Genomic DNA, 25,830 nt, shown 5'->3' with positions numbered 1-25,830 from the left:
ATGTTTCTCCTAGGCCAAAACTTCGGTTGTGAAAGGCTCGCGCCCGATGGTCAGTCGGCGAAGTTTCTCGACCAAGGCGCTGCAGTCGCCGCGATCGTAGCTCCACATCCTCGGATTGTGGGCCAGCACGCGCGCCTTGAGCCTGCCGAAGCGGTGTTGTTCCATCCTGCCAAGTGCTGTTTCCAGCGCCTCGGGCGTGGCCTGCGGCAACAAAACGCCGATATCGCGCTGCCGCAGGAACCGTCCGGTCTCGGTGTTGTCCATCGAGATCGGCACCGCGCCGAAGCGGCAGCCTTCATAAAGGCGGTTGGGCAGCAGCCATTCGGAGTTCTGTCCCTCCTCGAAGAAATCGATCGCCCAGGAGAAATGGACGTCCTGATAGATCGCCGCCATGTCCTCCGGGTTGCGATACGGCCCGCGAAACGACAGGTAAGGTTCGGCATCGACGAAGGCATGGAAATCCGGGAATTCGGAAAGTGCCGGGCGGCCGCGCAGTACGATCTCGAACCGGCCCTCCATACGGCGCGTGAAGCCGGCCAAAAGTTCGAGCGAGCGGCGGCACCGAAGCGCCCCGAACCAGCCGATACGCCATGGCGGCGCGCCAGGTCCTTCCACCGCCTCGCGTTCGCCAGGCAGAACAGCGCGTTCGCCAGGCAGAACAGCCGCTGCCTCGAAATATTTGTTCTCGACCAGTTCCACCGGTGCCGCGACCTGGCGGAAGGGTTTGAAATAATTGGCGATGAAGGCGGGCGAACTGGTCACCAGCAGCTTCACGTCCCGCGCCAGATGGCGCTCGGTGGCGCGCAGCGCCTTGCCCAGGACATCGTCACGGAGCACCAGGCGATGAATGTCGAGGCATTCATAGACGATCGGGACCGCGGCGCCGAAAGCCGACCTTGCCCGGCGCGCCAACGCCAGCATTTCAAGGTTGCGCGCGATGATGATGTCGGGCTTCGGCATGCCCTTGAGCTTCGAACCTATCGAAACTGCTGTTTTCGCCACGGCCGCCAGACGCTGCGCGAATCGGCCGTCACGCGTCGCGCCAAGGTCGACCGGCCGCAATCCTTCGATATCGGCAACCGGCGTGGCGGTACGGCGGAAGCCAGCCAGGGTGACCTGGGCGCCACCTGTCCGGAGCATCGTGATCCGCCGGCGAACCGCCGGATCGGAAACATCGTGTACAAGGTACAAGACATGCAGCATGAAAACTCGACCGCTGTTTGACCCACCCGAGGGGAGCCTAGTACAGCTCTTGCTGCATCGCAACATTTTTGCTGCGGCGTAGCAAAAATCGACCCGGCGCGTTGATCAAGGCGAATGCCCGGGAGTCAGGAGAACCACACGCTCTGAATGGATTTATCACGTCGTTTCAAAGGCTTGCCAGCCCGGAAAGCTTCCCTTGGGGAGTCAGGCCGCTGAAGACCATCGACTGGCGATAAATTTGTCCACGATTCATATTGCGCTGCAGCATAAAATGCGTGGATCGAGACGATGCAGGATGGCGCCCTACGGATTGGCCGAGCCCCGAGCCAAATTCGGTTTCTTGAATAGGTACTTAAGCCACATTTTGATAATGTCTCGATACCTGATGTTCTCTTTTCGCATGACCTCCCCGGCGAATCCCGACCGGAGCAGGTGCTTCCAATAAAGCCACGCAAACGGGTGCCACTCTCCAGCCTTCCACGGCTTAACGCTCTCCGTAAAGTGGATGATTTTTGGCACGGTATGCCTATCTCTCGACATCACGCGCCATGCGGCTAGATCATCGTACATAAACTCTCTCTGGAAATTCCAAGTCGCATCCACCTGCTTCCACTTTCCCCACAACACGACATTCAGGGCGTCCTGATCGGCATATTCAAACTTGGATGGATGCTCCAGCAACAGATTCAATGCACCTCTCAGAATTCCATCAATACGAGCGCGCCGCATGTCAAATACCATCATCCCCGCGTTAAAATATTGACCGGATGGGTTCAAATTATACTTCTGCGCGAACGCTTCGATATTTATACCAGGATCAGGAACAGCCGCACAAACACAGTCGCCCAAATCACATTGCCAAAGCTCTTTCAGACTGCCCGTCACAACCATATCAATATCCAGGTATATGAGACGAGATATCGATTCATCCAGAACCTCGTCCATGATAAGACGCAAATATGTAGCGCGGCTTATTTGCAGAAGAGGAGGCAATGTCAGAGCGTCGTGGCCGACAATTGAATACCAGCGAACCTCCATCCCTCTCAATTCGGCCGATATTAATTTTTGCAAATCTTCACTTATAGCGTCATGTATAATATGTACATTGAAGGTGTCATCATGACCAGAATTTGATTGGACTGATTTCAATAGTGTAACCAGATGTGGCACATAGTTTGTATCGGACACGCATACTATGTTGATATTTTCATCAACAGAATTTCTCATCACCGCTCCTTAAACTCAAAAAAAAGCCGTTCTGATCTTTCGAACGCCAAAAATGTCAGCCGCCACGCCCCGGGAGATGCTCCACGGCTCAAAAATATCGCGACTTTGCACTTGGTTGCTTGAAATTTGCTTTAGTCATGGCCCAGGCAAAGCCGAAATGCACTCGAGCTTTTTCTGGTCGGCGGCGCAAAGTGGCGAGAATACCTCGCAGAAGCCGAGCGATGATCCTGTCCGGCAAAAGTAGCCGCCGATTGACGAAGTATCCAATTGCCAATTCCTCCCGCAGAAGCTTGGTCTCGCTCCATGTCTCGGCGTTGTGGTTGGGATTGCTGTAGCTGACATCCCTGGTGTCGATGCGCAACATCGCGTGACGGCGGGATGCCAAATAGTACTTGGTCCATTCCTGGTCCTCGGCCGAAAAGACCTCCTCCCGGAAGGGACGCTCTCGCAGCAGTCGAGTAGGGATCATGGCCATGGTATTGGACAGGCCATTTCTGCCGTTGAAGTTGTGATTGGTCATAACGGTATGGCACTCGTGTGGGGCATCCTGTGCTGGTGGATGCCTCCAGTAGACAATCTCCATGCCCCCACTAAGACCAGCGTCCCATCCTTTCGCTATCAGGTCAGGCGCCCGAATGAGCATGTGGCTGCTGATGATGAGCGTGAGAGGCTGGTCGTTGACTGCGACACCGAGATTGATCGCTTTCGAGAAATTGAAGTCCTCGGAAGGATATGTCACGATATCCGCACCAAGCTCTTCAAACGCGCTGGATACGGCCGGATCGCGCGACGAATCCACGATGATCAACCGTTTCGGAGGCACGCTTTGTCTTCGCAGCGCTTCTATCACTTCGATCAGGAGCGGCGTGCATTGATATGCGCGGATCACCGCCGCGTAATGCGGCGAAGAGCTGCAATCCGGCATTCCAATGATCTGGCTCATTTCGGCGGCATCACGGCTTGGACAGCATGGACCATGTCGGAGGGACCATCAGCTAGCCGGCAGATGGGCGCCGCATGTGTCCAGGTGTCGTAAAAAGCAGCAGCTTTGGCATCGAAGGATCTGAAAACGACGTTCGGGATTCCGAGAAGCGTGCTCAGAATATGAGCATGCAACCGATCGGTGACCACAATACGCCCGCGGCTCAACAGATCGATACCCACCCTCAGCCGGGTCTCCGCGTAGCGTCGGCGTGCGATAAGCGCCAAGGGCGCCAGCAGCGGATAGGCGACAGGAAACTTACGCGTGAATTTGGAGAACAATATGTCCCCCAATCGAGCCGCGGTTCTGGGATCATCCAACCAGTCCCTCGCCTCCGCGGAAAGCCCCATCTGGTTCAACTGCCTCTTGATTTCTTCATGCGGCGCCACCGCTTCCTTGTCAGTGCGCAACAGGCAGAACGCGTCCACGCTTGCCGGCTTGCGGACGATCCGGTCCATGGCGAATGCCATGTCCGGACAGAGCACCACCTGGCAATCGAAATTCGCCCGGGCAAAGGCTTCACTTTTTGTGTCACGAGCCAGCAATGTGAAATCGGAATGCGCGGCGATGGCGTCACGCGTCTCCTGCAACGCCGCCGGTGAGTCGAAATGGATGCTTTGAGACAGCTGGATGGTCGGTCGATTGGGAAAGCGCCGAAGGATTTTCAAACGAAACTCGTGGTGGTGAGGATATATATCCCCGAAATTGCCCCCGCCATGCATCAAGAGAACGGATGCGCGCTCGATGTGTCGGTCAGATGACGGGCTGTAGGTACTCCAGTCGTGGAATGCCACTTGGCTGCCGGGAAGCTCGCGTTTGAAAAAATCCAATTCGCCCAACAAGATCGCGCAGTCGCCGACGTTGGGATGCTCCGGTGGATCAATAAGGTGGATGCGCTCGCCGCGTCCGGCTATCAGCGGGAGCAAGACTTCTCTGATACGATGCCGCAAGGCAATTTGAAGATCTTCGGTCGTTCGGCTCCCTTGCGGAGGGTCTTCCAGCCATTTCTGGTGCGTCATCAGAAGTCGATCCTTTTGTGTGTCGCTCTTTTCCATCTTGCCCCACCGATTGCGGTGCACAATAGCCATATCCGTTTTAATGCTGCACTGCGGCATAAATGCTTGCGCCCTGACCCGACGGGGAATAAAAACGATCGCATCGGACATTGATCGAATATCGATCGCGGGCGGGGATGTGTCGGTTCTGAGTGTACTGGAGGCGCCGGCGCGTGGATGGAATCAAGGGAAGACTGGCCAAGGGCGCGGCATGGATCACCGCGGCTCGGCTCATCACCAATCTCCTGGGCTTGGTAAGCACGCTTGTCCTAGCGCGGCTGCTCACTCCCGGCGATTTCGGAATTGTCGCCCTCGGCTGGACCGTGCTCGCGATCTTGAACTCAGTCACCGAAATTTCGATCGGCGCTGTGCTCATCCATCATCCAAATCCCACCAAGGAACATCTTGATACCGCCTGGACGCTAAGCGCGGTGCGTGCCGCGGCGGTGGCCGCGATGCTTATGGTCGTCGCGATGCCGGCCGAATCGGCGTTCGCGGAACCGCGCTTGCCGCCGGTGCTGGCGGCGTTGGCAATTTCGACACTGATCGGAGGGCTTGGCAGTCCGCGTCGAATCCTCCTCACGCGCGACCTGGTGTTCTGGCAGCAATTCCTGGTCGAAGTTTCCCAGAAGCTTGTCGGGCTCATCGTGTCGGCCGTGTTCGCGTTCATCTTCAAAAGCTACTGGGCGCTTGTTGCGGGAACGTTGGCATCGGATTTCACTGGCCTCGTCATTTCCTATGTAGTCGCGCCCTTCAAGCCAAAGCCCGGCTTACGGCACTGGCGCGAGATGTTCGGCTATTCCATCTGGCTGACTCTTGCACAGGCTATCAACACACTGAACTGGCGGTTCGACCACCTGCTGATCGGGGCCTTCCTCGGCAAGACGCCGCTTGGATATTATTCGGTGGGCGACAATCTCGCCGCCATGCCGACGCGCGAGGCGATCGCTCCTTTGACCTCGGTGCTGTTTCCTGCATTCGCCCATGTGAAGAACCGTGACGACGGCGGCCTGGAGAAGGTCTACCAGTCGTCGCAAGCGCTCGTCACGATGATCGCATTGCCCGTCGGTGTCGGAATGGCGCTGATCGCCGAACCATTGGTCCGGCTGACGATGACGGACAAGTGGCTTCCCGCCGTAATCGTGATCCAGGCGTTGTCTGCCGTGTTTGCCATTCAAACCCTGGGAAGCCTGGCGCAACCGCTGGCGATGGCAACGGGCGACACGCGATTGCTGTTCAAGCGTGACGTTCAGGCATTCGTCCTGCGCGTCCCCTCGGTCGTCGTGGGACTTTGGCTTGGTGGACTTGCCGGCGTGGCAATCGCGCGAGCGGTGGCGGGGGTCATCGGCATCTTTTTCAATCTTCAGGTCGTGCGGCAACTCACCGGCATTGGCTACCTGGCACAGGTGCGCCCAAATCTGCGAAGCCTGGCAAGTGCCGGAGTCATGATCGCGGCCGTGCTCGTCTCTCGGTCGGCGCTTCCATCCGGCGTCGAAACGTCCGAGATGATTTTGAACCTCGCATCACAGATCGCCATTGGAGCGATCTCTTTTGCCGGCGCGCAATTGCTGCAGTGGAATTTGATGCGACGACCTGTAGGACCCGAAACTGAACTGATTGCCCTGGGCAAGCGGCTTTTGATGGGCAGGGGCGCACGCCTGCTTGGACGGTGGGCATGACAGGGAAAAAGCACGACACCGCGGTCGTCTTCGTGACCGACAACGGATATCTCGGTCCGTCACTCCTGGCGGCACTTCAGTTGACGGCGCAAGGCATCGACGCGTTGGCCGACATCATGATCTACACAGTCGGTGTCGATCCAGCACTGATCGACACACTTCAGAACCGTGCAGGTCGGGCGATATCCTTCATCGCGCTGCCCGACACGTCCTATGTGCCACCGGATGGCGTGGCGTTTGCCAAGAACCACGTGCCAGTCACCGCTTTGGCGCGGCTCGTGATAGCCGACCATTTGCCTTCGCAGTATCGCAACATCGTTTATCTTGATGGCGATATCCAAATCGTTGGAGACATTGCGCCGCTCGTTCGGCATCGGGTCCGGGACGGTTGGATCGCGGCCGGCAGGGGTAGCGCCTGGCTCGATCCCGACGATAGATTGGGGCTTAATCCTAAAGGCTATTTCGATGTGTTGGCGGGAGCCACGCGTCAGAGCTACTTCAACTCCGGAGTGCTGGCATGCAACCGGGACACTTGGGCCATTTATGGTCCCAAAGCGCTAAACGCATTCTTCAGCAACGGCGACACATTCATTCGGCACGACCAGAGTGCGCTCAATGCCGTCTTTGAGCAAAATGTCGAACCGCTCTCGCCGGCCTATAATTTCCACAATGTCTACGCCAAGCTCAAGTGCCACGGAATTCTCGCGCCGAAGATCATCCATTTCACCGGCCCCGCCAAACCTTGGAAGGCTGCCGTCCCGCCATGGGGATGGCGTTTCCACAAGCCTTATACCGATCTCATGGAGCGCTTTCCGGAGCTTGCGTCGGTCTTCAAAGTCGAACCTTACGCGCCGCAGCCGACACCCGGCCTGCGTGCGAGGATTTCAACCCTTCGGGGCGCTCGCACTCGAATATCCCAGCGCCGGGCATTTCGTGCCTATGTCAAGCGGGACTTCTTCGCAGTTAGATAACCGCCGCTACGTCGATTAATTCAGGGCGCGAATATTGACTCAAGACCGTTTCAATTCCCTGCATGCAATTCGTGGAATTGCAGCCATCGTCGTACTAATGAGTCACTTGGTGTTGGCCATTCCAGGTATCGATTTGCTTGTGTGGGCAGACCCAAACGCAACACGCCATTTCACCTGGCGCTGGGAAAACGTAATTACCTATTCTCCGCTCCACATCTTCTGGAGTGGGCACGAAGCAGTACTGGTGTTTTTCATATTAAGCGGCTTTGTCTTGACGTTGGCTATTCTCAAGGCACGCGATTCTTTTGCCAATTATGCCGCAAAGAGAATAGTGCGAATTTGGATGCCCTTTGCCGTCGCATTGTTGCTGGCAATAATTGCATCAAAGGCTCTTTTCGTTCAACCCATCGGAGATGGATACAGCGAATGGCTCCAGCACATGCCACCTGGTGCGATTTCAATCAAGTCCGTCGTGGGTCATTTGTTAATAACAGGACTGACCCAACATATGACGCTATCGCCCATAATGTGGTCTCTCGTACACGAGATAAGAATATCCATCGCGATGCCATTCATAGTCTGGGGCGTTCTGAAATTTCCAAAGGCCATGGTAACTTTGTCGTTGGTCCTCTTGGTGCCCGGGGCGATCCGGCCCGAAGCATTTAGCCTTGCCGCCAGCAGCGTAACGCAGTCTCTTCTGCAGACCTCCATTTATATCCCGATCTTTGTCGGCGGAGCTTTCCTGGCCGTCTATCGAGACACACTGAAAACAGCTATCGCCAAATATCCAACCGTTGTCGTCGCGTTGATGTGGGCCATGGGAATTCTTCTTTTGGAGGCTCGTTGGATCATCTATGACGGGTTACTTTTCAGCCACATCTCCTCCGGAGTTGGTGCTGGCCTCATAATTCTTATGGCGTTCGCTTCGCCCGGGAGTAGCCGTTTCCTCGATAAGCCGGCGCTGATATGGCTGGGGGATATATCTTACCCATTGTACCTCACTCATTTCACTGTGCTCATCGCTGTCGCGAAAATAGGTACGTTGATTGGTGCTCCTGTGTGGATCGTCCTGCCCATGGTTCTTGCAGTGTCGCTTTTGGTGGCTGACATTTTCCGAAGAATGGTCGATAGCCCTGTGCAAAATCTCAACAAGATGTTTTCGGCCAAGCCCCGAACCGCCTAAAGCGCGTCGCATTGAGTGGCATAGTGGCCAGCCAGCCCGTGAGCGTCGAGCGATCGACATGATCGCCTCAATTCACACACCACGATGACGCGCTGCTCAGCTGGAGTGATGGCGCGTTGGTGACGTTGCACGGGTTACATGAATTCAAAGCCGGCTATCCAATTCAAGCTGGCCTATTTTCCGTCGACCTGATGCATGTCGCGCAAACTGCCCGGAGCGCGGAGCGCACGACGCCGGGTTAACAGCTGTCGTGATTGCATTCAGCTGCTCACGCCACCAGCCTGCCAATCGAGTGATATTCGATGCCGTGGCGCGCCACGACCTTGGGATCGTAGAGGTTGCGGCCATCGAAGATGACCGGCGTGGTCAGTGCAGCCTTCAGCGCATCGAAGGACGGTGCGCGAAAATTCTTCCATTCGGTGGCGATCAGCAGCGCATCGGCGCCGCGCAATGCCGCTTCCTTGGTGCCGCACAACATCAGGTCGTCACGCAGCCCATAGATGGCCTGGCATTCCTGCATGGCCTCGGGGTCATAGGCCTGCACGGTCGCGCCGGCGTTCCAGAGCGCTTCCATCAGCACACGCGCCGGCGCCTCACGCATGTCGTCGGTGTTGGGCTTGAAGGCCAAGCCCCACAGCGCGAAGGTCTTGCCCGTGAGATCACCCTTGAAATAGCGGTGCACCTTGTCGAACAGCACGGATTTCTGGTCGTTGTTGCGCTCCTCGACGGCGCGCAGCAGCTTGGCGTCGAATTTGACGCCCTCGGCGGTCTTGATCAGAGCGCGGACGTCCTTGGGAAAACACGAGCCGCCATAGCCGAGGCCCGGATAGATGAAGTGGTAGCCGATGCGCGGATCGCTGCCGATACCCTTGCGCACCTCCTCGATGTCGGCGCCGAGCTGCTCGGCGAGGTTCGCCATCTCGTTCATGAAGCTGATCTTGGTCGCCAGCATGCAGTTGGCGGCGTATTTCGTGAATTCGGCGCTCCGCACGTCCATCACGATCATCTTCTCATGGTTGCGATTGAAGGGCGCATAGAGTTCGCGCATCACCGCTTCGGTGTCCTCGCTGCTGGTGCCGACGATGATGCGGTCGGGCTTCATGCAGTCGGCGACGGCCGAGCCTTCCTTGAGGAATTCGGGATTGGAGGCGACGTCGAAGCGCAAATCCTCGCGCCCCCTCTTCTTCAGCGTCTCGGCGATCCTGGCTTTCACCTTTTCGCAGGTGCCGACCGGCACGGTCGACTTGCCGACGACGATCTTGGCGGTATCCATCTCGCGCCCAATGGTCTCGGCGACCGTCAACACGTATTTGAGGTCGGCCGAACCGTCCTCGCCGGGCGGCGTGCCGACCGCTATCATCTGGATTTCGCCATGCCTGACGGCGGCCGCCGCATCGGTGGTGAACTTGATGCGGCCGGCGGCGTGATTCTCCCTGACGATGCTTTCAAGGCCTGGCTCGAAGATCGGGACGAGGCCCTGGTTGAGCCGCTCCACCTTGCTTGCGTCGATGTCGACGCAAACGACCTGGTGTCCAACCTCGGCAAGCACCGCCGCCTGCACGAGGCCGACATAGCCAATTCCAAACACCGTCAAGTTCATGCGGTTTGATTCCCATCAGGCAGCGGGCCTCTTCTCGGCCCTGCCGGTTCAATTCGTCTTTCCCAACTCCTTTATACCGCACACCAGCGATTCCGGAAATTGGCAGGGCTGGCCGAGCGCGGTGAAGGCGACACGTTCGACCTGCAGCGAAAGCTTGCGGCCCGGATCGGCGAACGTTCCCATCCAGCCCTTCATCGTATCGCTGCCCCAAAAGCTGAAGAAAATCCTCTGCGCATGGCTGGGCAGCTTCGCAGGATCGGTGATGGTGTTCACAAGCTGGCCGTTGAGGTACCAGCGCAGACTATCCTTCTCCCAGACGAAGGCGTAGTCGTTGAAGGCACTGTCGGTGCCACCGGGCACGTCGACCAGCTTCTCGTTCTTGCCCTTGCCGGCGATATAGGCGTTGACCTGCACCTTGGACGTGTCCTTGGTGAGGACCTCGAAATCGATCTCGTCCCAGGGCTGCTTGTCGGACGGGCCGATATAGGAAAAGAAGGCCGCATTGAGGCCGGCGCCTGTATCGGTTTTCATTCGCGCCTCATAGGTACCATAGCCGAAGCGCTGCTTGGTCTGTATCTCACCGCAGGCGAACTCACGATCCTTGGTCTTCTGCTTCGCGAAACCGAGTGAAAGAACGCCGTCGGAAAGCTGGACCAGGCCTTTCGACCAGGTGCAATTCTGATGGCTGCCGTTTGTCCAGCCATCTGAAACGTACCAGCGCTCGTGGTCGAAACTCTTGAAGTCGTCGACGAAAGAGGGCGCGGACTGGACATCCTGCGCATGAGACGGGGTTGCCGGCAGGCTGCCAAGAGCCGCGAGCAGCAAAGCGACTGCCAGGCAGGACCGCCAGCCGAAATGCAGGGGGGCGTCGATTGCTGTCGTGGACATGATTTTTGGATCCGAATTCATGACAAACTCACCTTTGCGCTGTGCGTCCCCAACCCAAAGTCGACGTTTGAACCGCCTCCAAACGGGCCAACCTTGACCTCTTCAATCACCCTCCCGACTTCCTCCAGTCTTGCATCACCTCCGTCGTAACGGTCCCGCGCCGCCGCCTTCACCCCCGGCCGGCTCCTGCCCGCCAGGCCGATGCGACCGTGGCCGGCGAATCGGTGGCCGCATTCTCGTCGAAGACCGCATCCAGCGAATGACGGAGCTCGCGCATCATGCCGCCCTGGCGCGACAGTGCCGCGATGCGGCGCTCGCTGTTCAAGATCGACTGCATCAACGCGCTGACCTCGGACGAGCGGCGGTCGGAGGCGGAACCGTTTTCCACGGCTTCGACTGGGAAGGCCGCGTTGGTCGCCTCCTTGCGGTAGCGGCTCTCCAGGCTGGTTTTCTCGGCATCGATTTCAGCCGCGACCTGCTCGAACAGCTTCGCCAGCCGGTCGAGACGCGCAACGTCTGTCTGCCTGTCGCGGATAGGATCCCTTGATCTGAAGCCGAATATCGAGGCCATGAGCTTAAATTCCCGTCATCGCCGGCTTTCTGGACCGGCTTTCCGTCCGGGCCACTGGCCGATCCCCGCAACCGGGGCTGAAAAACTCGTACCGCGTCCACTTCTCCGAAGAAGAGAGACTTCGGACCAGTCCGATCGGGGCCAATTCGGCCGGCCGTTCAATTTGCTGCACCGCAACATAGACTGCCATCCCCGGAGCCGCGAGGCAACCACCCAATTCGTAAACTCATGAATCCGATCGAAATGGTTTGCGTGGCACGCTCCCGGGCGGCAGGCAGCACCGGACGGTCCCGCGCCTTACCGTCCCTTGTCCGTGCTGGTTCCGTCCATCAGGAAACGCAGCGTCGGCACGCGCTTGTTCCTGGACACGAGGCCAACACTGCGAAACAGCGCCTCGAGCTTGTCGGATGCCACGCCCTGGACGATGGGAATGAGGTTGGATTGGCTTGCGAAGGCATAGGCCGCGGCCGAAGCCAGGCCTCGCTCGGCCTTCACATCGAGGAAATTGCGCAGCCGGTATTTGTCGCGCACATGCCGCTCGTGCCGCCGCAGTACCGCCTTGGACCCTTCCGGCAGGCTGTCGATGGCCAGCAGCGCCAGATCGGCATCGGCCAGCCGCTTCAGGTCCTGCGTCTTGTGGCGGCCACTGAGCGAATCGGCGCGCACGATGGCGCCGTAACCGCAGGAGCGGATGACCTTGAATCGTGCCCCGTGGGCGACCGCCCGCGCGTAAAGCTCATAGTCCTCGCCCAGTCGCAGGCTTTCGTCGTAGCGCAATCCGTGGCGGTCGAGGAAGGCACGGCTGATCACGGGCTTCAAGAAGCCGAGTTCACCTCTTTGCACGCTGCGTCTAGAGATGTTGCCTTCCACGAAGCTTTCGAAATCCAGGAATTCCGGATTGGCGGCAAAATCCGGGGCGACGATCTTGGTCGCGTCACCGGTCGCGTCATCTCTGATAAGCATGATGTTGTCGGCGGCGAAATCCCAGTCGGCGCCGGCAAACAGGTTGCGAAACCGGCCCTCGAGGAAGAAATCGTCGGCGTCCAGAATGCTGACGAACGGCGCTCGTGAGCGGGCGATCGCGGCGTTGCGGGCAAAGGACGGGCCGCGGTTGACGTCGAGGCGCATGACGGTAAGCCGACCGCTGCCATCATCGGCGGAGCGGGCGACCTCGGCCGTAGTGTCGGTAGAGCCGTCGTCGACGACGACGACCTCCGCCACTTCCGGTTCGCGCAGCGCGGATCCGATGGCGACCGCGATGGTGCGCGCCGCGTTCTTGGCCGCGATGATCACGCAGACCTGGGATTTCGTCATCGACATGGAATTTGCCTCTTGCACAGGTTCCGTTCTGCCCTCGCCCTGTACCCGTTCGATACCCACTGCCATCATGGACTGGCCGGCCGTTCGAAGATGCGGCGGCTGATGTCCGCCGACGCGGCCCAGCCAACCTCGGCCAGATAGCGGACGGGAGCCCGCCCGCACAATTCCCACAACACCGTCCGCCGCTGAGGCCAGCGCAGCGACAACAGCCATGGCGCAATGACCATGTTGAACAGATCCTCATTGCCGATGCGCGACAGGATCGGCTTGGCCCGCTCCGACAGAAGCGTGCCGGTGCCGCCCAGCAGCACATCGGCGGCGCGCAGGCCGAGCAGCAAGGTGTCTTCCAGTCCCTGGCTCACCGCGGCATCGAGCACACGCTGCTGATCAGCCTCGTCGAGTCGGCTGGCGCTGGCCCTGATATCGCAGACATAGCCGGCGCAGGGCTCGCGGTTGAACAGGGCCTTGGCGACGCTGATGCAGGACAGCATCAAAGTGTCGGCGGCTGACGTGAAGGGGACTTCGGCGCCGGTAATCTCGACCAGCCGTTTTCGCCGCAGGAACCCGTCGGCATCGCGGGGACTGGGCGAGCCGGGCTGCTGAAGCCGGTAATGAAGATCGGCCGTGGATGATTTCGGCCCATTGCCGCGGACCATGTGCTGTTCGCCGAGGAAGCGGACCCACCAGACCGAACGTGACTTGCCTGACACCTCGTAGCCGATCGAGCGCAACACTTCGCGTGCCTTCGAGAACCCGGCCGGCGAGACCAGGATGTCGACATCGCCCGCAGGCTTCATGAAGTGATCGTCGTAAAGCAGATGCTGCTGGAACGGCCCTTTCAGGAAGACGAAATCAATCCGCCTGTCGAGCAGCGCCTCGTTGATGGCCATCGAATCCATCAGGCAGGCGGCGTTCATCGAAACCGTCCTTCTACGATAGGTTTCAAGCCACTGGAAGAGCTCGGCCGGCCTCTCATTCGCCGGCGCACGCGACAGCGCCTTCAGAACGAAGGTACCGACCTTGTTAAGCCTGGCGATATCGGTGACGACAGCGACGGAAAGGCCAGGCGGCGACACCTCGCCCGCCGAGGCGGCCGTTCCTGCGAAATACAATCGTAAGCAGGCCTGCACATAGGCGATCTCATTGGCGCAGTCCGTGGCGCGCAATCTTTCATAAGAGCTTTCCGGCAAGGCCATTGAGCGCACAGTCTCCAAAAAACGGTTTGCGCGTCGCGCTATGCTGCAACTGCGAAGCAAAGCATCCTTAAAAACCGCGGCGCCGTAAAGCCTTTCCTTTCGCAGTGCAAAATTTTGCAACCGCCGGGCTATCGGCGGTAGTCAGTTCAAAGAGGGATATAGTCTAGCGTTATCTAAAATCAATCGCCTGCGTTATTTTCCCTTAAAACAGTAGAATCAAAGGTTTACAGGGCTTGTAGCAGCAAGCGGCGATTGCACGCGGCTTTATGTCAAAGGAGGCGAGTCTCTTATACCGGGTGACGTCCGCAACCCATAATTGATTAACGCAAGGTAAATGAGGCTTGACTCATAAATGTTGCCGTGCAGCTATTGCAATGCAGCATTAAAGTGCTGACGGCAATCGACAGGCCGTTTCAAGTCCTAATGGAGAGTAAAATGGAACAGAATGTTGAAAAGCATGAGTATGAAACGCCAAACCTGACGGTACATGGTTCAATTGAAACCATTACGCAGGGCGGCGGTGGCAGCACGGCACTCGACGCGTCGTTTCCCGCGCACACCCCGATCGGCGACCTGACTTTCTCCTGAGACCAGCCTGATGCTGGAGGAGTGACGTTGGGCCTCCAGTATCCAAGACCAGAATGGAGCCGGGGATGAAAATCCCCGACTTTCCGCCTTGAACCGACGACGTGTAGGCCGTGTGTTGCAAACGAGGTTTTAGGATGAACTGGAACCCCTCCGGGCACGATTGCGTAAGGGCCACCAAGGACGCCGTTGCTTGCGAATTCGGCAATGGCCTCGCGCTTCTCAACCTGAAATCCAATATCTATTACAGCCTCAACGGTGTCGGGGCCTTCATCTGGGAACTGATCCAGGAATCCAAATCGATCGCCGATATCCGCAGCGCGGTTCTCGCTCGCTACAATGTCGACGCCGAACGCTGCAAGGCCGACGTCGACGCATTGCTGAAAGGCTTGATGGAAAACGGGCTTGCGAGGCTTGAGCATGAGGCCCTCGTCTAGGCAGGTGTCACAAACGGCCATGGTTCCGCGGCAAAGACCTGTGACACAGAGACATCCCCGGCCGATGAAGCAGCGGCCTGGCAGGCGGAGCCTGGCCAGGATTTTGTCCTTGAGCGGCTCGGAAGCGCTTTTCCTGTGCCGCTGCCTGCTGGTGGTCGCGGCCGTCCGGCTGGGGCTGACATTGTTCTCCTACAACCGCGTCCGCGGGATGGTGACACGGCTCAACGCGCGCCAATGTGCCAGCATGGGCGAGTTGCGGCTTGTCGCCTGGGGGGTTGCAGCGGCCGCACGGTTGGTGCCGGGCGCCACATGTCTGACCCAGGCGCTTTCGGGCCAATACCTCCTGGCGCGCCAAGGCAATGCCTCGAATGTCCGCATCGGCATCGAGCGCGGCACCGGCGAGCAATTGAAGGCGCATGCCTGGCTGGTCAGCGACAACCACATCGTGCTTGGCGGATCCGTCGATGGGTTCGCCCATCTGGTCGACCACGGCAGCCGATGAGCGGCGTGGCCGGAATCCTGCTGCGACAGGGCCCCGCGCCGGCTGAAGCGGCGAGCGGCATCCAGCAGATGCTGGCGCGCATGCGCCATCGTGGCCCAGACGGAAGCTCATGGTGGCTGGACAGCGGCATCGCGCTTGGCCACGCCTGGCTGAACACGACCGACGAAGCCGGCCCCGGCCCGCTGACCATGGCCGGCGGCAAGCTGGCCATCACCGCCGACTGCCGGCTCGACAACCGCGACGAGTTGCTCGCCAGGCTCGGTATCAGGGACAGCTCAGTCGCCGATGCGGTATTGCTGATGCGGGCCTATCTGCGCTGGGGTGAAGCCTGCCCGGTGCATCTGCAGGGCGATTTCGCCTTTGCCGTCTGGGATGCCGAGCGGCAACTTTTGTTCTGCGCGAGGGACCATTTCGGGGTCAAGCCATTCTACTACCATGCCGCGGAGCGACGCTTTGCCTTTGCCTCCGAGATCGGGCCAATGCTCGACCTCGACGGGGTCGATGCGCGCCTCAGCGAGCACCGGATTTCTGGATTCCTGGCCGGGCTTGCCGATGACCCGCAATCCACGCCCTACAGTGACATCTTCGCCCTGCCGGCGCGTCACAGCCTCACCGTCAGCGCGCAACGTCTGGTGCTGCGCCGGTATTGGCAGATCGAACCATCGCAGCGAGTGCCGCGGTCTGATGCCGCGGAAGAATTCGCCCATCTGTTCTCGCAAGCGGTCCGAAATCGCATGCGGGGAAGTCCGTCGATCGGCGCGATGCTGAGCGGCGGCCTCGATTCCTCCTCGATCGCCTGCGTGGCCGGGCTGCAAAATGCGGCCGGGCGCAAGCCGAAGCTGCCGACCTTCTCACTGGTTTTCGACAGGGGCTCGTCGATGGACGAGCGCTCCTTCATCGATGCGGTGCTGGATCAGCAGAAGGCCGATCCGACGCTGATCCCTGTCGGCAATTATGCGCCTTTCGCTGAGTTCGAACGGGTACTGGAGGAGCAGGAAGGCACCTTCCTGGCGCCGGGCCTGACGCTGACCCGCGGCATCTACCGGACGGCGGGTGCCAAGGGCATCAAGGTGCTGCTCGACGGCCATGGCGGCGACGAAGTCGTTTCGCAGGGACATGGCCATCTGCACGAGCTTGCCAATGGCGGCAGATGGCTGGACCTCTGGCGCGAGGTCCGCAGCGCCTCCAACACCTATGGCGGCAGCACGCTCGGTCTCTATTTCCAGTTTCTCACCATTTACGGACCGGCCTGGCGCATCGCCAGGCTGAGGCAGCTGGGGAACCGAGCCCTGAACAGGATACGCAGGCCTGCCAAATCGCAGCGTGGCCGGAGCTGGCGCGACCTGATCAATCCGGACCTTGCCCGGCGAACGGAGCTCATCGACCGGTTCCACCGAGCCGGCTATATGCCGCCCAGCATCCAGGCCAGCGACGCGCTCAGCCACCGCTGGATCCTGTCCAACGGATATGTCCCGCATTCTTTCGAGGTTCTGGACAAGGCCGCCGCCAATTTCGGCGTCGAGCCGCGTTATCCGTTCTGGGACAAGCCGCTGGTCGAATTCTGCCTGGGGTTGCCGGGCGAGCGGAAGCTCAGTCACGGCTTTGGCCGCTACGTGTTGCGCCAGGCCATGGAGGGCATCCTGCCGGCGGCGGTCCAATGGCGGCGCGACAAGATCGATTTCACCGCCAATCTCGTCAACGGCATGGTGCGCAATCATCGCGACCTGCTGGAGCAGTTGCTGGTAGGCGATGCGGGTCGCATCGCGCCCTATGTCAACCTGCCGGAAGTAAACGCCGCCTATGCGCGGCTGCTGCGCCAGCCGGACCAGGCGGTACCGCTCGATGTCCAGTATGTCTGGCGCTCGGCGTCACTGTCGCTGTGGCTGCGGCAGGTGCAGCATGGCGGGAGCCCCGCATGATGTCTCGCCATGAGCCGTTCGGCGGCGATCTCGACCATCTTGCCCAGCGCGGCGGGATCGCGGGAGAACGACGTTACTACCGCGCCTACGGCCTGATCATCGCATCCGACGTGTCACTGCCCGAACTGGAGCCGGCGGAACCGGCGGCGGCCGACATCGAGATCGCCATCGGCCCGATCGATATGCCCAAGCCCTCGGCGGAGGCCGCGACCGTCTTCCGCTTCGAGCCCGGCCGGCAGTATCTGGCCTGGGAGGCCGTCGGCGCATTCCTGATCAGCGACGCGCGCCGCATCGATGTCCAGCCGGCGCCCGGCGTCGACGACGCCTTGCTTGCCTTCCCGCTGCTGGGGCCGGTGCTGGCGCTGCTTCTGCACCAGCGCGGCCTGCTGGTTCTGCATGCCAGCGCCATTGCGGTGACCGGCAGGGGCGCCATCTTCATGGGCGACAAGGGCGCCGGCAAATCGACGACGGCAAGCGCGTTGGTCCGGGCCGGACACGATCTGCTTACCGACGACGTCGTGGCGATCGACCTGGCAGACCCGAACCAGCCGATGATCGTTCCGGGGTTTCCGCAGATCAAGCTTGCCGCCGATGCCGCGGCGGCGATCTCGCTTGGGCAGGCGCAAGTGCGGCCGCAAGTGCATCCCGCGATCGAGAAAATGCAGCATCGCCTGCACGGCGCCTTCTCCGGCAACAAGGTGCCGGCGGTCAGGATTTACATCCTCGAGCGCGGCGAAAGGGCTGGGATCACCCCCTTGCCTCACATCGCCGCCTTGCCGGCCATCATCAAATTCTCCTACGTGACGCGGTTTGGCCGCGCCGCACTCTCCGGCGATTTCGCGGCGATGCATCTTCGCCACTGTTCAGCAATCGCTAACCATGTCGGCGTGTGCCGGCTGGACGTTCCGACGGGCATCGACAGGATCGGCGAGGCCGTGGCGCTGATCGAGAAGGAATTGGCTGGAGATGCCTAGGTCATCGGTCTTCAGCCTGTCGCTGTTTCGCGATGTCGCGGCGTTCGGTGCCGTCATTGCCCAGATCGGCGGGCGGCGAACCTGGACGGCGCTGTTGTTCCTGATCCTCGGCAGCCTGACGGAAGGCATCTCCATCCTGCTGCTGGTGCCGCTGCTGCATCTGGTCGGCCGCGCCGACCAGGATTTCGCGGTCAGGCTGCCGAACATTGATTTTGTGCACTGGCTGGTGCCAGGCGGAACGCTGCAGCTGACCACGGTGCTCTGTGCGCTGGTCGGGCTTGTTGCCGTGCAGGCAGCCTTCAACCGCTTCAAGTCGGTCTATATGGCAAGACTGCTCTTCGATTTCATCAACCGCTTGCGCATGAACCTGTTCGAGAGCATCGGCAAGGCGCGGTGGGGCGTGTTCACGCGCATGCGCGGCTCCGATCTCGACCATGCCCTGACCGGTGACATAGACCGCGTCCAGGGGGCGGCCTTTTCCCTGCTGATGCTGGTGCAGATCGCCATGCTGCTGGCGGGCTATCTCGTGATTTCCATGTTCATCTCGCCGGTCATGACGGCGTTTGCCGTTGTCATCGGCATCGTGATGTTCATAGCGCTGCAGCCGTTCCGCTCTCGGGCCACCGCGTTCGGCCGGATCCTGACGACCAATCGCCAGGATCAGTACCGCACGGTCTCGGAATTTCTCGGCGGCATCAAGGTGGCCAAGAGCCTGAATGTCGAGGCCAGCTATTTCGCGCAGCTACAGGCCACGCTCGAAAAGATGAAGGCCGACAACATCGCCTATGTCCGCAATTCTTCGATCGGCACCGCCGTGTTCCAGGTGGCGAGCGTCGTGGGCTTGAGCGTCTTCATCTACGTGGCGCTGGTCCGCTTCCACCTGTCGCTGGCCGAGATCGTCGTGCTGCTCCTGGTCTTCATGCGAATCGCGCCGCGCTTCATGGACATGCAGACGCAGGCCCAGCAGCTGCTGATCAACCTGCCCGCCTACACAGCAATGCGTAGCCTGCAGGCACGCTTCGACGCCGAGCGCGAACCGGGCCATATCGAACCCAGGGACGCCCGCAAGCTGTCGCTCGATACGGGGCTGAACATTCGTGATGTCTCCTTCGCCTATGACGACGGCACCGGCAAGGCGGTGGTGAGCGACATCACTTTCGGCCTCCCGGCCGGCAAGGTCACCGCTCTGATCGGCCCGTCCGGATCAGGCAAGAGCACGATCGCCGACATGCTGCTCGGGCTGCTCGAGCCGACCGCCGGCAAGATCCTCGTCGATGGCGTCGAGATCGATGCCGGCAATCGCCGCCGCTGGCGCGATCGGGTGGCCTATGTGCCGCAGGACGTGTTTCTGCTGCATGACACGATCGCGGCGAACCTGCGGCTTGCCGCCCCGCAGGCCGGCAACGACGAATTGTGGACGGCACTGCGCGCCGCGCACGCCGGCGAATTCGTCGAAAGGCTCGACCGGGGACTGGAGACGGTGGTCGGCGACCGCGGCGTACGCCTCTCGGGCGGCGAGCGTCAGCGCATCGCGCTGGCGCGCGCGCTGCTGCGCAAACCCTCGCTGCTCATCCTGGATGAGGCAACAAGCGCGCTCGACTGGCAGAACCAGTCGCTTATCGCCCGGTCGATCGACGGCCTGCGCGGCGCGATGACGATCCTGACCATCGCGCACCGGCCATCGATGATCGCCTTCGCCGACTGGGTGGTGGCAATGGAAGGGGGCCGTGTCATGGAAGTCGGGCAATATCAGCGGCTGAAGGCGAAGCCGGGGAGCCGGCTGTCCCGGATGCTGTCGGGAGAACAATCGGAGACTGAACCCGCCGATGTGGCCTGAGGACGGTGATGTCCCCGTGGGATCTCCTGAGGACGGTGATATCCCCGTGGGATCTAATGCAGGCCCCGACGGGCGCTGCCAAGCTTCTCGCCCTTGGGCACTTCGGTGGAGTTCTGCTTTCTCTCGGCTTCGCGCAGCCTGTCGGCTGGTGTCGGCGCGCTACTGGCGATCATGGCATAAACAACCGCGAAATAACCGGCCTGGATGACCACGGCGCAGATGATGATGCGCATCAGTGTCGTGCCAAGCGAAGCCCCACCTAGCCAGGACCAGGCAACGACGATCGCGAGCGCGAAGAGCATCCCAACGACGAATTTTGGAAGCGACATACCCAATAGCCCATAAACCGGCTCGGGTCATATCCAACGATAGCCCCACCCGAGCGCCGTCCCTTGTCATGCGGGCTTGTTGAGTCACCCGCTGCCGACCGGTTGCTTCCGGCCTTTCAACCTGTCGTCACTATGACAGGTATAATTTGCAATTCTATTAAGGCGAGCAGAAGGCGGCAAGGGCAACCGCACATATTTTTGATTGAGCTTACGCCTTCGACTCTGCCATGCTGCAACGCACACGATCGCAATTCACTCAACCTGCAGCCGCCATAAGGTGCGAGTACAATCTATAATATTAAGCAGTATTTTAGGTGAATAGTTTCGAATATAGCATCTTCCTAAAGCACTGACATGCTCCACCCCCTCGCTCCGAGAACGCGTCGCCTAGGAATCGCCTCAAAAATGTCCTGATTTTTTTATCCTTGCCCATTTATTGTCACAAATGTGCTAAAGATTTCGAAATTTGTGCAGGGCGAGCTTATTATTTAGTCAATTCATGACGCGACTATTTCAAGAGGGTTGGAAATTGTGTGTTGCGCTGCAGCATTTTTTTGGTATCGTGCGGTAAACCATTCGTTCAACGCATGGAGTTTCCGTATGAGGGATATTGCCAAGTCGGCCACGGCGGACTTTTCGCAGGCTGACACCGACTTTCCGCCGCCGATCGGCGGCCTCATCAAGCGGAGCTTCGACATCGCCGGCTCGCTGGCTGGGCTGATCGCGCTCAGCCCGCTGTTCATCATGATAGCGTTGCTCGTCAAGTTCTCCGATGGCGGGTCGATTTTCTACGGTCACCGCCGAATCGGGCGCGGCGGACGGCTGTTCTCCTGCCTCAAGTTCCGCACCATGGTGCCGAACGGCGACAAGGTGCTGGCTGCCTATCTTGCGACCAATCCAGAGGCCAATTCGGAATGGATAGCGACCCGCAAGCTGAAGAACGACCCACGCGTCACCCGCGTCGGAGCGGTCCTGCGCAAGCTCAGCCTCGATGAGTTGCCGCAGATCATCAACATCCTCCAGGGCGACATGAGCCTGGTCGGGCCTCGCCCGGTGGTCCGTGACGAACTGGAAATCTACGGCAGCGCGGCCGTCTATTATCTGAAGTCCCGGCCCGGCCTGACCGGCCTGTGGCAGGTCAGCGGCCGCAACGACGTTTCCTATGACAGCCGCGTCGCGTTCGATCGCCACTATGTCGAGAACTGGTCGCTGTTCGAGGACGTTCGCATCATCATCAGGACCGTACCGGCCGTCTGGATGTCACGCGGCTCTTATTGACCGGCCGGCCTGACCCAGGCATCTGGCGGCAAGCTCATTGGGCGATGGGGCTAAAACGGATCGGAATGTTCAGTTGAAGATAGACATGTTCGAAGCCTTTGGCAGCGGCCCATTTTCCGGCCGCTCGCGGCTCGTGGCGACGTGCCTTGCGATGTCGCTCGCTTTCCCCCAGCTGGCCGCCGCCGACGATTACCGTCTGGGTTCCCAGGACAAGCTCACCATCCGCATTGCCGAATGGCAGACCGTCGAAAGCGCGTTCCGCGACTGGTCGTCGGTCAATGGCCAATACACGGTCGGTCCGGCCGGCACGCTGTCGGTTCCTTTCGTCGGCGAACTGCCGGCGGCCGGCAAGACCACGGCGGAGATCGCCGCGGCGATCGGCGAGGCGCTGCAGCACAAGCTCGCTTTGTCGGACAAGCCCGAAGCCTCGGTCGAAATGGCACAATTCCGGCCGTTTTACATTTCGGGCGAAGTGCAGAACCCCGGCCAATTTCCCTTTGTGCCCGACCTTACGGTGCTGAAGGCGATCAGCGTCGCCGGCGGCATCAGGCGCAACGCCGACTACGGTCCCCAGCTCGGCAAGGACCTGGTCACAGCCAAGGGCAATTTCGATATCTCCGACGACCTGCGCGTGCGACTGATCGTCAAGCGCGCCCGCATCGACGCCGATATGGCTGGCAAGACGAGCTTCGAAGCGCCGAAGGAGGTCGAGGGCGATCCGCGGCTGCCGACCATCGTCAATGACGAGATGACGATCCTGACCGCCGACCAGAAGGCGCTGAAGCTGAAGCTCGAGGCGCTGGACGATCTCAAGGGTGTGCTGCAGGCCGAAATCGAATCGCTGCAGAAGAAGATCGTCAACCAGCAGAAGCAGGTCGACCTGGCGCAGCAACAGCTGACCAGCATCGGTCCGCTTGCCCAGAAGGGCCTGGTCGCCAATTCGAGACTTCTGGATTCTCAGCAGTCTGTCACCGACCTGCAGGGCAAGATCCTGGATTATGAGACGGCCATCCTCACCGCCAAGCAGGCTATCAGCAAGGCGACGCAGGACGCCATCGACGCCCAGAACACCTTGAGCTCGAAGCTTGCCGTCGACCGGCAGCAGACCGAAGCCGACCTGAACGAGGCTGCGCTGAAGGTGAATATGCAAAAAGGCCTGATAACCCAGGCCACGGATCCGGCGACGACGGCCGCCATCACCAACGACCAGCAGCCTAGCTTGCTCTATTCGCTGGTGCGCAATGTCGACGGCAAGACCAGCGAAATCGCCGCCAAGGAAGACACACCGGTGCTGCCTGGCGATGTGATCAAGATCAAGCTGGCACCGCTGGCCAGCCAGTAGGAAAGCGGAAGTTCGCGCGGCCCGTCGCGTTCGATCCATAACGCAAAGACTTTGAACCTCCGCCTGGCCTGCCGGGCGGAGGTTTTTGCTGGCAGGATTTCCCACATCGGGAAACCAGAACGGCTGTTGACGCGACACCGGGTGGAGAACTGTCTCACGTTCTTTTCCTGGAATGGCTCTGACCCGCTCCAGCTTTACCTAAAGCGCGTCGCGTCGAAACGGATTCATGCGACGCGCTTTAGGCTGTTGCTTGATGCATGCCGTTGTCGCAAAACCGAGGTCACTTTTGCGCGACATGCATTAGCGCCGGACGGAAAGCCGCTACGCACTTTTCCTGGAACGGCTCTAGCGGACCCTCATCGTTACTCGGCCGCCGCGGGACGGTGAGGCCAGGTTGCCTCTCCGCCCTTGGCATTCGCCGGCTCGATGGCCGGGGACCATCGCGTGCGGGTAACAGGCAGCCGCGCCAGCTTGAAGTAGCTGAAATACATCAGGAAGGAGCCCATGATGTAAGGGTTGAGGGTCTCGACCTCGACGAAGGAACGGATGAGCAGCAATACCATCACGCCGAAGAGAACCACCGATTCGGCTTGCCACCTCTTGAAGATCACCGCTGCGACGTGGCCATAGAGCGTGCGCAGCAAGATCAGCGATATCAGCACCGCCCCGGTGAAGCCGAGTTCGACAAGGGCCTCGACATAGGTGTTGTGGAAGTGGAAGCCGGTACGGCTGGCGATGTAGAATTCGTTCCAAAGCCGCTCGGGCTCGGCAAAACCCTGCACCCAATAGGCGGCATAGCCGACGCCGAGAATCGGCGAGCGCTGCGCGGCGTCCCAGCCCTGCTCCCACAGATAGGTCCGCCCTGTGAGCGTCGAATCCTTGCCGAAGATGCCAAGCACGAAATCCATGAGCCCGAGATTGAGGGCGACAATAGCCACCACGACGATCATGCCGGCGCCGATCAGGAAGATCACCCGGCGATAACGCCGCGACAAAAGCTTGCTCATCGCAAGAAGCGCAATAAGCGCCAGGACGGCCGGTATCGAGGCCATCGAGGTGGCGGAATGCGAGACGACCAGCACATAGGCCGACAAAAGCACGACTGGCACGGTCAGCATGAAGCTCAGCCGGCCACGCCGCAGAAAAGCAAGGAACACGACGGAGAAATAGATGCCGAGCGAGCCGACAAAACCGATCTGGTTCTTGGAGGCGAAGGCGCCGACGAAATTATAGGTGCCGTCGAGCACGTCCTCGGAATAGCCACCGACCTTCAGAGAGTAGATCAGGACGAAGAATATGCCGACCAGGGCGCCTATCGTCAGGGTGCGCACGCTGACGGTGCGCGCCGCGACATAGGCGCAGGCGATATGCGAAAAGTACTGGACCGCCGTTCTGGCGGTGACGCCGGGCGCCTGCGACCAGAACACGGAGAAGCAGACATAGGCCACGAAGAGCAGCGGCAGCCAGGCACTGGACAGTTGCCGCAGGAACCGGCGGTGGTCGACCAGGATGAGCGGAAGCCAGACGGCATAATAGGCCAGGATCAGCACCTGACCGAAAATGACGGAATAGGAGAACGCCCAGATCGAGACGGCAACGGCAAAGCTGCCATAGACCGAATTCTTCTCGGGATCGACGATCAGGGATTTGGGAATTTTCATCTAAAGGGTCCCGTCGACACGACCCGGGACCGGCAGGTCGCAAACCAGCCGGCATATCCGCAAACAAGGGCGTGCAAGAAACGGCGTCTCCATTGTGCAGTGCAATATAACCTATCGCACCCCATGCTCAATGGCAAATCCGGTCACCTTGTCTTACAGCGCGGCGATCGCCGAGAGATCACACCCCATAGTCCGGCCGGTGTTGGCCCAGACGATCCGACCGCATACCGACTTGAACTCGGCTGGCGGTACCCTCACAGTCTCGAATGGAGGCCATCACATAGATCGGCTTTCAGCCAGGATAGACAGGGAGGGGATCACATGCCGATGAATTTCGCGGGACGCTTCGCCGGCCGCGCGGCGGTGATTACCGGCGGCGCCTCGGGCATCGGCCTGGCGGTCGCGCAGAGGATCGTCGACGAAGGCGGGCGCGTCAGTGTCTGGGATCGCGATCCAGCACAGATCGAACAGGCGAAAGCCGTTATTCCCGGCCTGCATGGGGTGATGATGGACGTTGCGGATGCGGCAAGTGTGGAGGCCGCCGCACAATCGACTATCGAAGCCCTCGGCGGCGTCGACATACTGGTCACCAGCGCCGCCATCACCGGGCCGAACATGACGACCTGGTCCTATTCGGCCGAGGACTGGCAAAGGGTCATCGACATCAACCTCAACGGCGTCTTCTACTGCAACAAGGCGTTGGTGCCGCACATGCTTGAGCGCAACTATGGCCGCATCGTCAACATTGCCTCGATCGCCGGCAAGGAAGGCAATCCCAACGCTTCCGCCTACAGCACGTCGAAGGCGGCGGTGATCGGCCTGACCAAGTCGCTCGGCAAGGAGCTCGCCAAGACCAAGGTGACGGTCAATTGCGTGACGCCGGCCGCCGTACGCACAGCGATCTTCAAGCAGATGAGCCAGGAGCACATCGACTTCATGCTGTCCAAGATACCGATGGCTCGCTTCGGCGAGGTCGAGGAGGTGGCGGCGCTGATCTCATGGATCGCCTCGGAGGAATGCTCGTTCACCACGGCCGCCGTGTTTGACGTTTCGGGCGGCCGCGCCACTTATTGAGCCGTATCGAGGCAGTT

The 25,830-nt window shown here is 60.1% G+C and carries 23 protein-coding genes; 12 read left to right on the top strand and 11 right to left on the bottom strand.

From position 1 onward, the window contains the following. Positions 1-9: 9 nt before the first annotated feature. The 4 genes from M653_RS0108000 to M653_RS01000000132200 all read right to left on the bottom strand — a co-directional run bounded on the left by M653_RS0108000 (position 10) and on the right by M653_RS01000000132200 (position 4,578). A complete protein-coding gene (locus M653_RS0108000) occupies positions 10-1,203 on the bottom strand; it encodes a hypothetical protein (protein ID WP_027142870.1) in 1,194 nt (397 codons plus the stop codon). 303 nt (positions 1,204-1,506) lie between these two features. Then, positions 1,507-2,430 carry a glycosyltransferase family 8 protein gene (locus tag M653_RS0107995; protein WP_084636522.1) on the bottom strand — a complete coding sequence of 308 codons (924 nt, stop codon included), beginning with the start codon at positions 2,428-2,430 and terminating at the stop codon, positions 1,507-1,509. Positions 2,431-2,518: 88 nt separating this feature from the next. Then, a complete protein-coding gene (locus M653_RS0107990) occupies positions 2,519-3,373 on the bottom strand; it encodes a glycosyltransferase family 2 protein (RefSeq protein ID WP_027142868.1) in 855 nt (284 codons plus the stop codon). Then, positions 3,370-4,578, bottom strand: a complete 1,209-nt coding sequence (locus tag M653_RS01000000132200) for a polysaccharide pyruvyl transferase family protein (protein ID WP_051442618.1) — start codon at positions 4,576-4,578, stop codon at positions 3,370-3,372. Before M653_RS01000000132200 ends, M653_RS0107990 begins: the two co-directional genes overlap by 4 nt. Positions 4,579-4,640: 62 nt before the next feature. Between M653_RS01000000132200 and M653_RS0107980 the strand changes: the two genes are divergently transcribed. Genes M653_RS0107980 through M653_RS0107970 form a run of 3 tightly spaced genes read left to right on the top strand, consistent with a single transcriptional unit; the run spans position 4,641 to position 8,300 of the window. Further along, positions 4,641-6,146 (top strand): lipopolysaccharide biosynthesis protein, encoded by a 1,506-nt coding sequence (locus M653_RS0107980; RefSeq protein WP_032935103.1) that lies wholly within the window; start codon positions 4,641-4,643, stop codon positions 6,144-6,146. After that, positions 6,143-7,117 carry a glycosyltransferase gene (locus tag M653_RS0107975; protein WP_027142866.1) on the top strand — a complete coding sequence of 325 codons (975 nt, stop codon included), beginning with the start codon at positions 6,143-6,145 and terminating at the stop codon, positions 7,115-7,117. The genes M653_RS0107980 and M653_RS0107975 overlap by 4 nt, the downstream gene beginning before the upstream one ends. Positions 7,118-7,151: 34 nt before the next feature. Continuing rightward, positions 7,152-8,300, top strand: a complete 1,149-nt coding sequence (locus M653_RS0107970; protein WP_156938158.1) for an acyltransferase — start codon at positions 7,152-7,154, stop codon at positions 8,298-8,300. Between the two features lie 268 nt (positions 8,301-8,568). Here M653_RS0107970 and M653_RS0107965 read toward each other — a convergent pair whose 3' ends face one another. The 5 genes from M653_RS0107965 to M653_RS0107945 all read right to left on the bottom strand — a co-directional run bounded on the left by M653_RS0107965 (position 8,569) and on the right by M653_RS0107945 (position 13,875). After that, complete coding sequence (locus tag M653_RS0107965; RefSeq protein WP_027142864.1) at positions 8,569-9,900, bottom strand: UDP-glucose/GDP-mannose dehydrogenase family protein; 1,332 nt, start codon at positions 9,898-9,900, stop codon at positions 8,569-8,571. A gap of 48 nt (positions 9,901-9,948) precedes the next feature. Then, positions 9,949-10,809 (bottom strand): family 16 glycosylhydrolase, encoded by an 861-nt coding sequence (locus M653_RS0107960; protein ID WP_027142863.1) that lies wholly within the window; start codon positions 10,807-10,809, stop codon positions 9,949-9,951. Between the two features lie 148 nt (positions 10,810-10,957). Then, on the bottom strand, positions 10,958-11,359 hold the full coding sequence (locus M653_RS0107955; protein ID WP_027142862.1) for a hypothetical protein: 402 nt from the start codon (positions 11,357-11,359) through the stop codon (positions 10,958-10,960). Between the two features lie 297 nt (positions 11,360-11,656). Beyond that, positions 11,657-12,679, bottom strand: a complete 1,023-nt coding sequence (locus M653_RS0107950; RefSeq protein WP_027142861.1) for a glycosyltransferase family 2 protein — start codon at positions 12,677-12,679, stop codon at positions 11,657-11,659. Between the two features lie 65 nt (positions 12,680-12,744). Continuing rightward, positions 12,745-13,875, bottom strand: a complete 1,131-nt coding sequence (locus M653_RS0107945) for a nucleotidyltransferase family protein (protein WP_027142860.1) — start codon at positions 13,873-13,875, stop codon at positions 12,745-12,747. 435 nt (positions 13,876-14,310) lie between these two features. Between M653_RS0107945 and M653_RS1000000135390 the strand changes: the two genes are divergently transcribed. From M653_RS1000000135390 to M653_RS0107915, 6 genes are all read left to right on the top strand, one after another. Beyond that, positions 14,311-14,463 (top strand): lasso peptide, encoded by a 153-nt coding sequence (locus tag M653_RS1000000135390; protein ID WP_084636520.1) that lies wholly within the window; start codon positions 14,311-14,313, stop codon positions 14,461-14,463. A gap of 134 nt (positions 14,464-14,597) precedes the next feature. Further along, positions 14,598-14,897: a PqqD family protein gene (locus tag M653_RS0107935; protein WP_027142859.1), complete on the top strand. Its 300-nt coding sequence runs from the start codon at positions 14,598-14,600 to the stop codon at positions 14,895-14,897. Positions 14,898-15,006: 109 nt separating this feature from the next. Further along, entirely contained in the window at positions 15,007-15,399 is a 393-nt protein-coding gene (locus M653_RS0107930) for a lasso peptide biosynthesis B2 protein (protein ID WP_245262077.1), read from the top strand. Beyond that, a complete protein-coding gene (locus M653_RS0107925) occupies positions 15,396-17,318 on the top strand; it encodes a lasso peptide isopeptide bond-forming cyclase (protein ID WP_027142857.1) in 1,923 nt (640 codons plus the stop codon). The genes M653_RS0107930 and M653_RS0107925 overlap by 4 nt, the downstream gene beginning before the upstream one ends. After that, positions 17,315-18,292 carry a serine kinase gene (locus tag M653_RS0107920; RefSeq protein WP_027142856.1) on the top strand — a complete coding sequence of 326 codons (978 nt, stop codon included), beginning with the start codon at positions 17,315-17,317 and terminating at the stop codon, positions 18,290-18,292. Before M653_RS0107925 ends, M653_RS0107920 begins: the two co-directional genes overlap by 4 nt. Continuing rightward, positions 18,285-20,129 (top strand): ABC transporter ATP-binding protein, encoded by a 1,845-nt coding sequence (locus M653_RS0107915; RefSeq protein ID WP_027142855.1) that lies wholly within the window; start codon positions 18,285-18,287, stop codon positions 20,127-20,129. The genes M653_RS0107920 and M653_RS0107915 overlap by 8 nt, the downstream gene beginning before the upstream one ends. Before the next feature lie 53 nt (positions 20,130-20,182). Here M653_RS0107915 and M653_RS0107910 read toward each other — a convergent pair whose 3' ends face one another. Next, positions 20,183-20,458, bottom strand: a complete 276-nt coding sequence (locus M653_RS0107910; RefSeq protein WP_027142854.1) for a hypothetical protein — start codon at positions 20,456-20,458, stop codon at positions 20,183-20,185. A 600-nt stretch (positions 20,459-21,058) separates the two neighbouring features. Between M653_RS0107910 and M653_RS0107905 the strand changes: the two genes are divergently transcribed. Together M653_RS0107905 and M653_RS0107900 are read left to right on the top strand one after the other, a co-directional pair. Beyond that, positions 21,059-21,736, top strand: a complete 678-nt coding sequence (locus M653_RS0107905; RefSeq protein WP_027142853.1) for a sugar transferase — start codon at positions 21,059-21,061, stop codon at positions 21,734-21,736. Between the two features lie 85 nt (positions 21,737-21,821). Continuing rightward, complete coding sequence (locus M653_RS0107900) at positions 21,822-23,078, top strand: polysaccharide biosynthesis/export family protein (protein WP_027142852.1); 1,257 nt, start codon at positions 21,822-21,824, stop codon at positions 23,076-23,078. A 362-nt stretch (positions 23,079-23,440) separates the two neighbouring features. Here the strand turns inward: M653_RS0107900 and M653_RS0107895 are convergent, their stop codons facing one another. Next, complete coding sequence (locus tag M653_RS0107895; protein WP_027142851.1) at positions 23,441-24,739, bottom strand: O-antigen ligase; 1,299 nt, start codon at positions 24,737-24,739, stop codon at positions 23,441-23,443. A gap of 321 nt (positions 24,740-25,060) precedes the next feature. Between M653_RS0107895 and M653_RS0107890 the strand changes: the two genes are divergently transcribed. Continuing rightward, a complete protein-coding gene (locus M653_RS0107890; RefSeq protein ID WP_027142850.1) occupies positions 25,061-25,813 on the top strand; it encodes an SDR family NAD(P)-dependent oxidoreductase in 753 nt (250 codons plus the stop codon). Positions 25,814-25,830 lie beyond the last annotated feature (17 nt).

This window comes from Mesorhizobium sp. WSM3626 (assembly GCF_000513935.1).
Taxonomy (GTDB): Bacteria; Pseudomonadota; Alphaproteobacteria; order Rhizobiales; family Rhizobiaceae; genus Mesorhizobium; species Mesorhizobium salmacidum.
The sequence above is the reverse complement of the archived record's forward strand: the minus strand, read 5'-3'. Positions and strand labels throughout refer to the sequence as shown.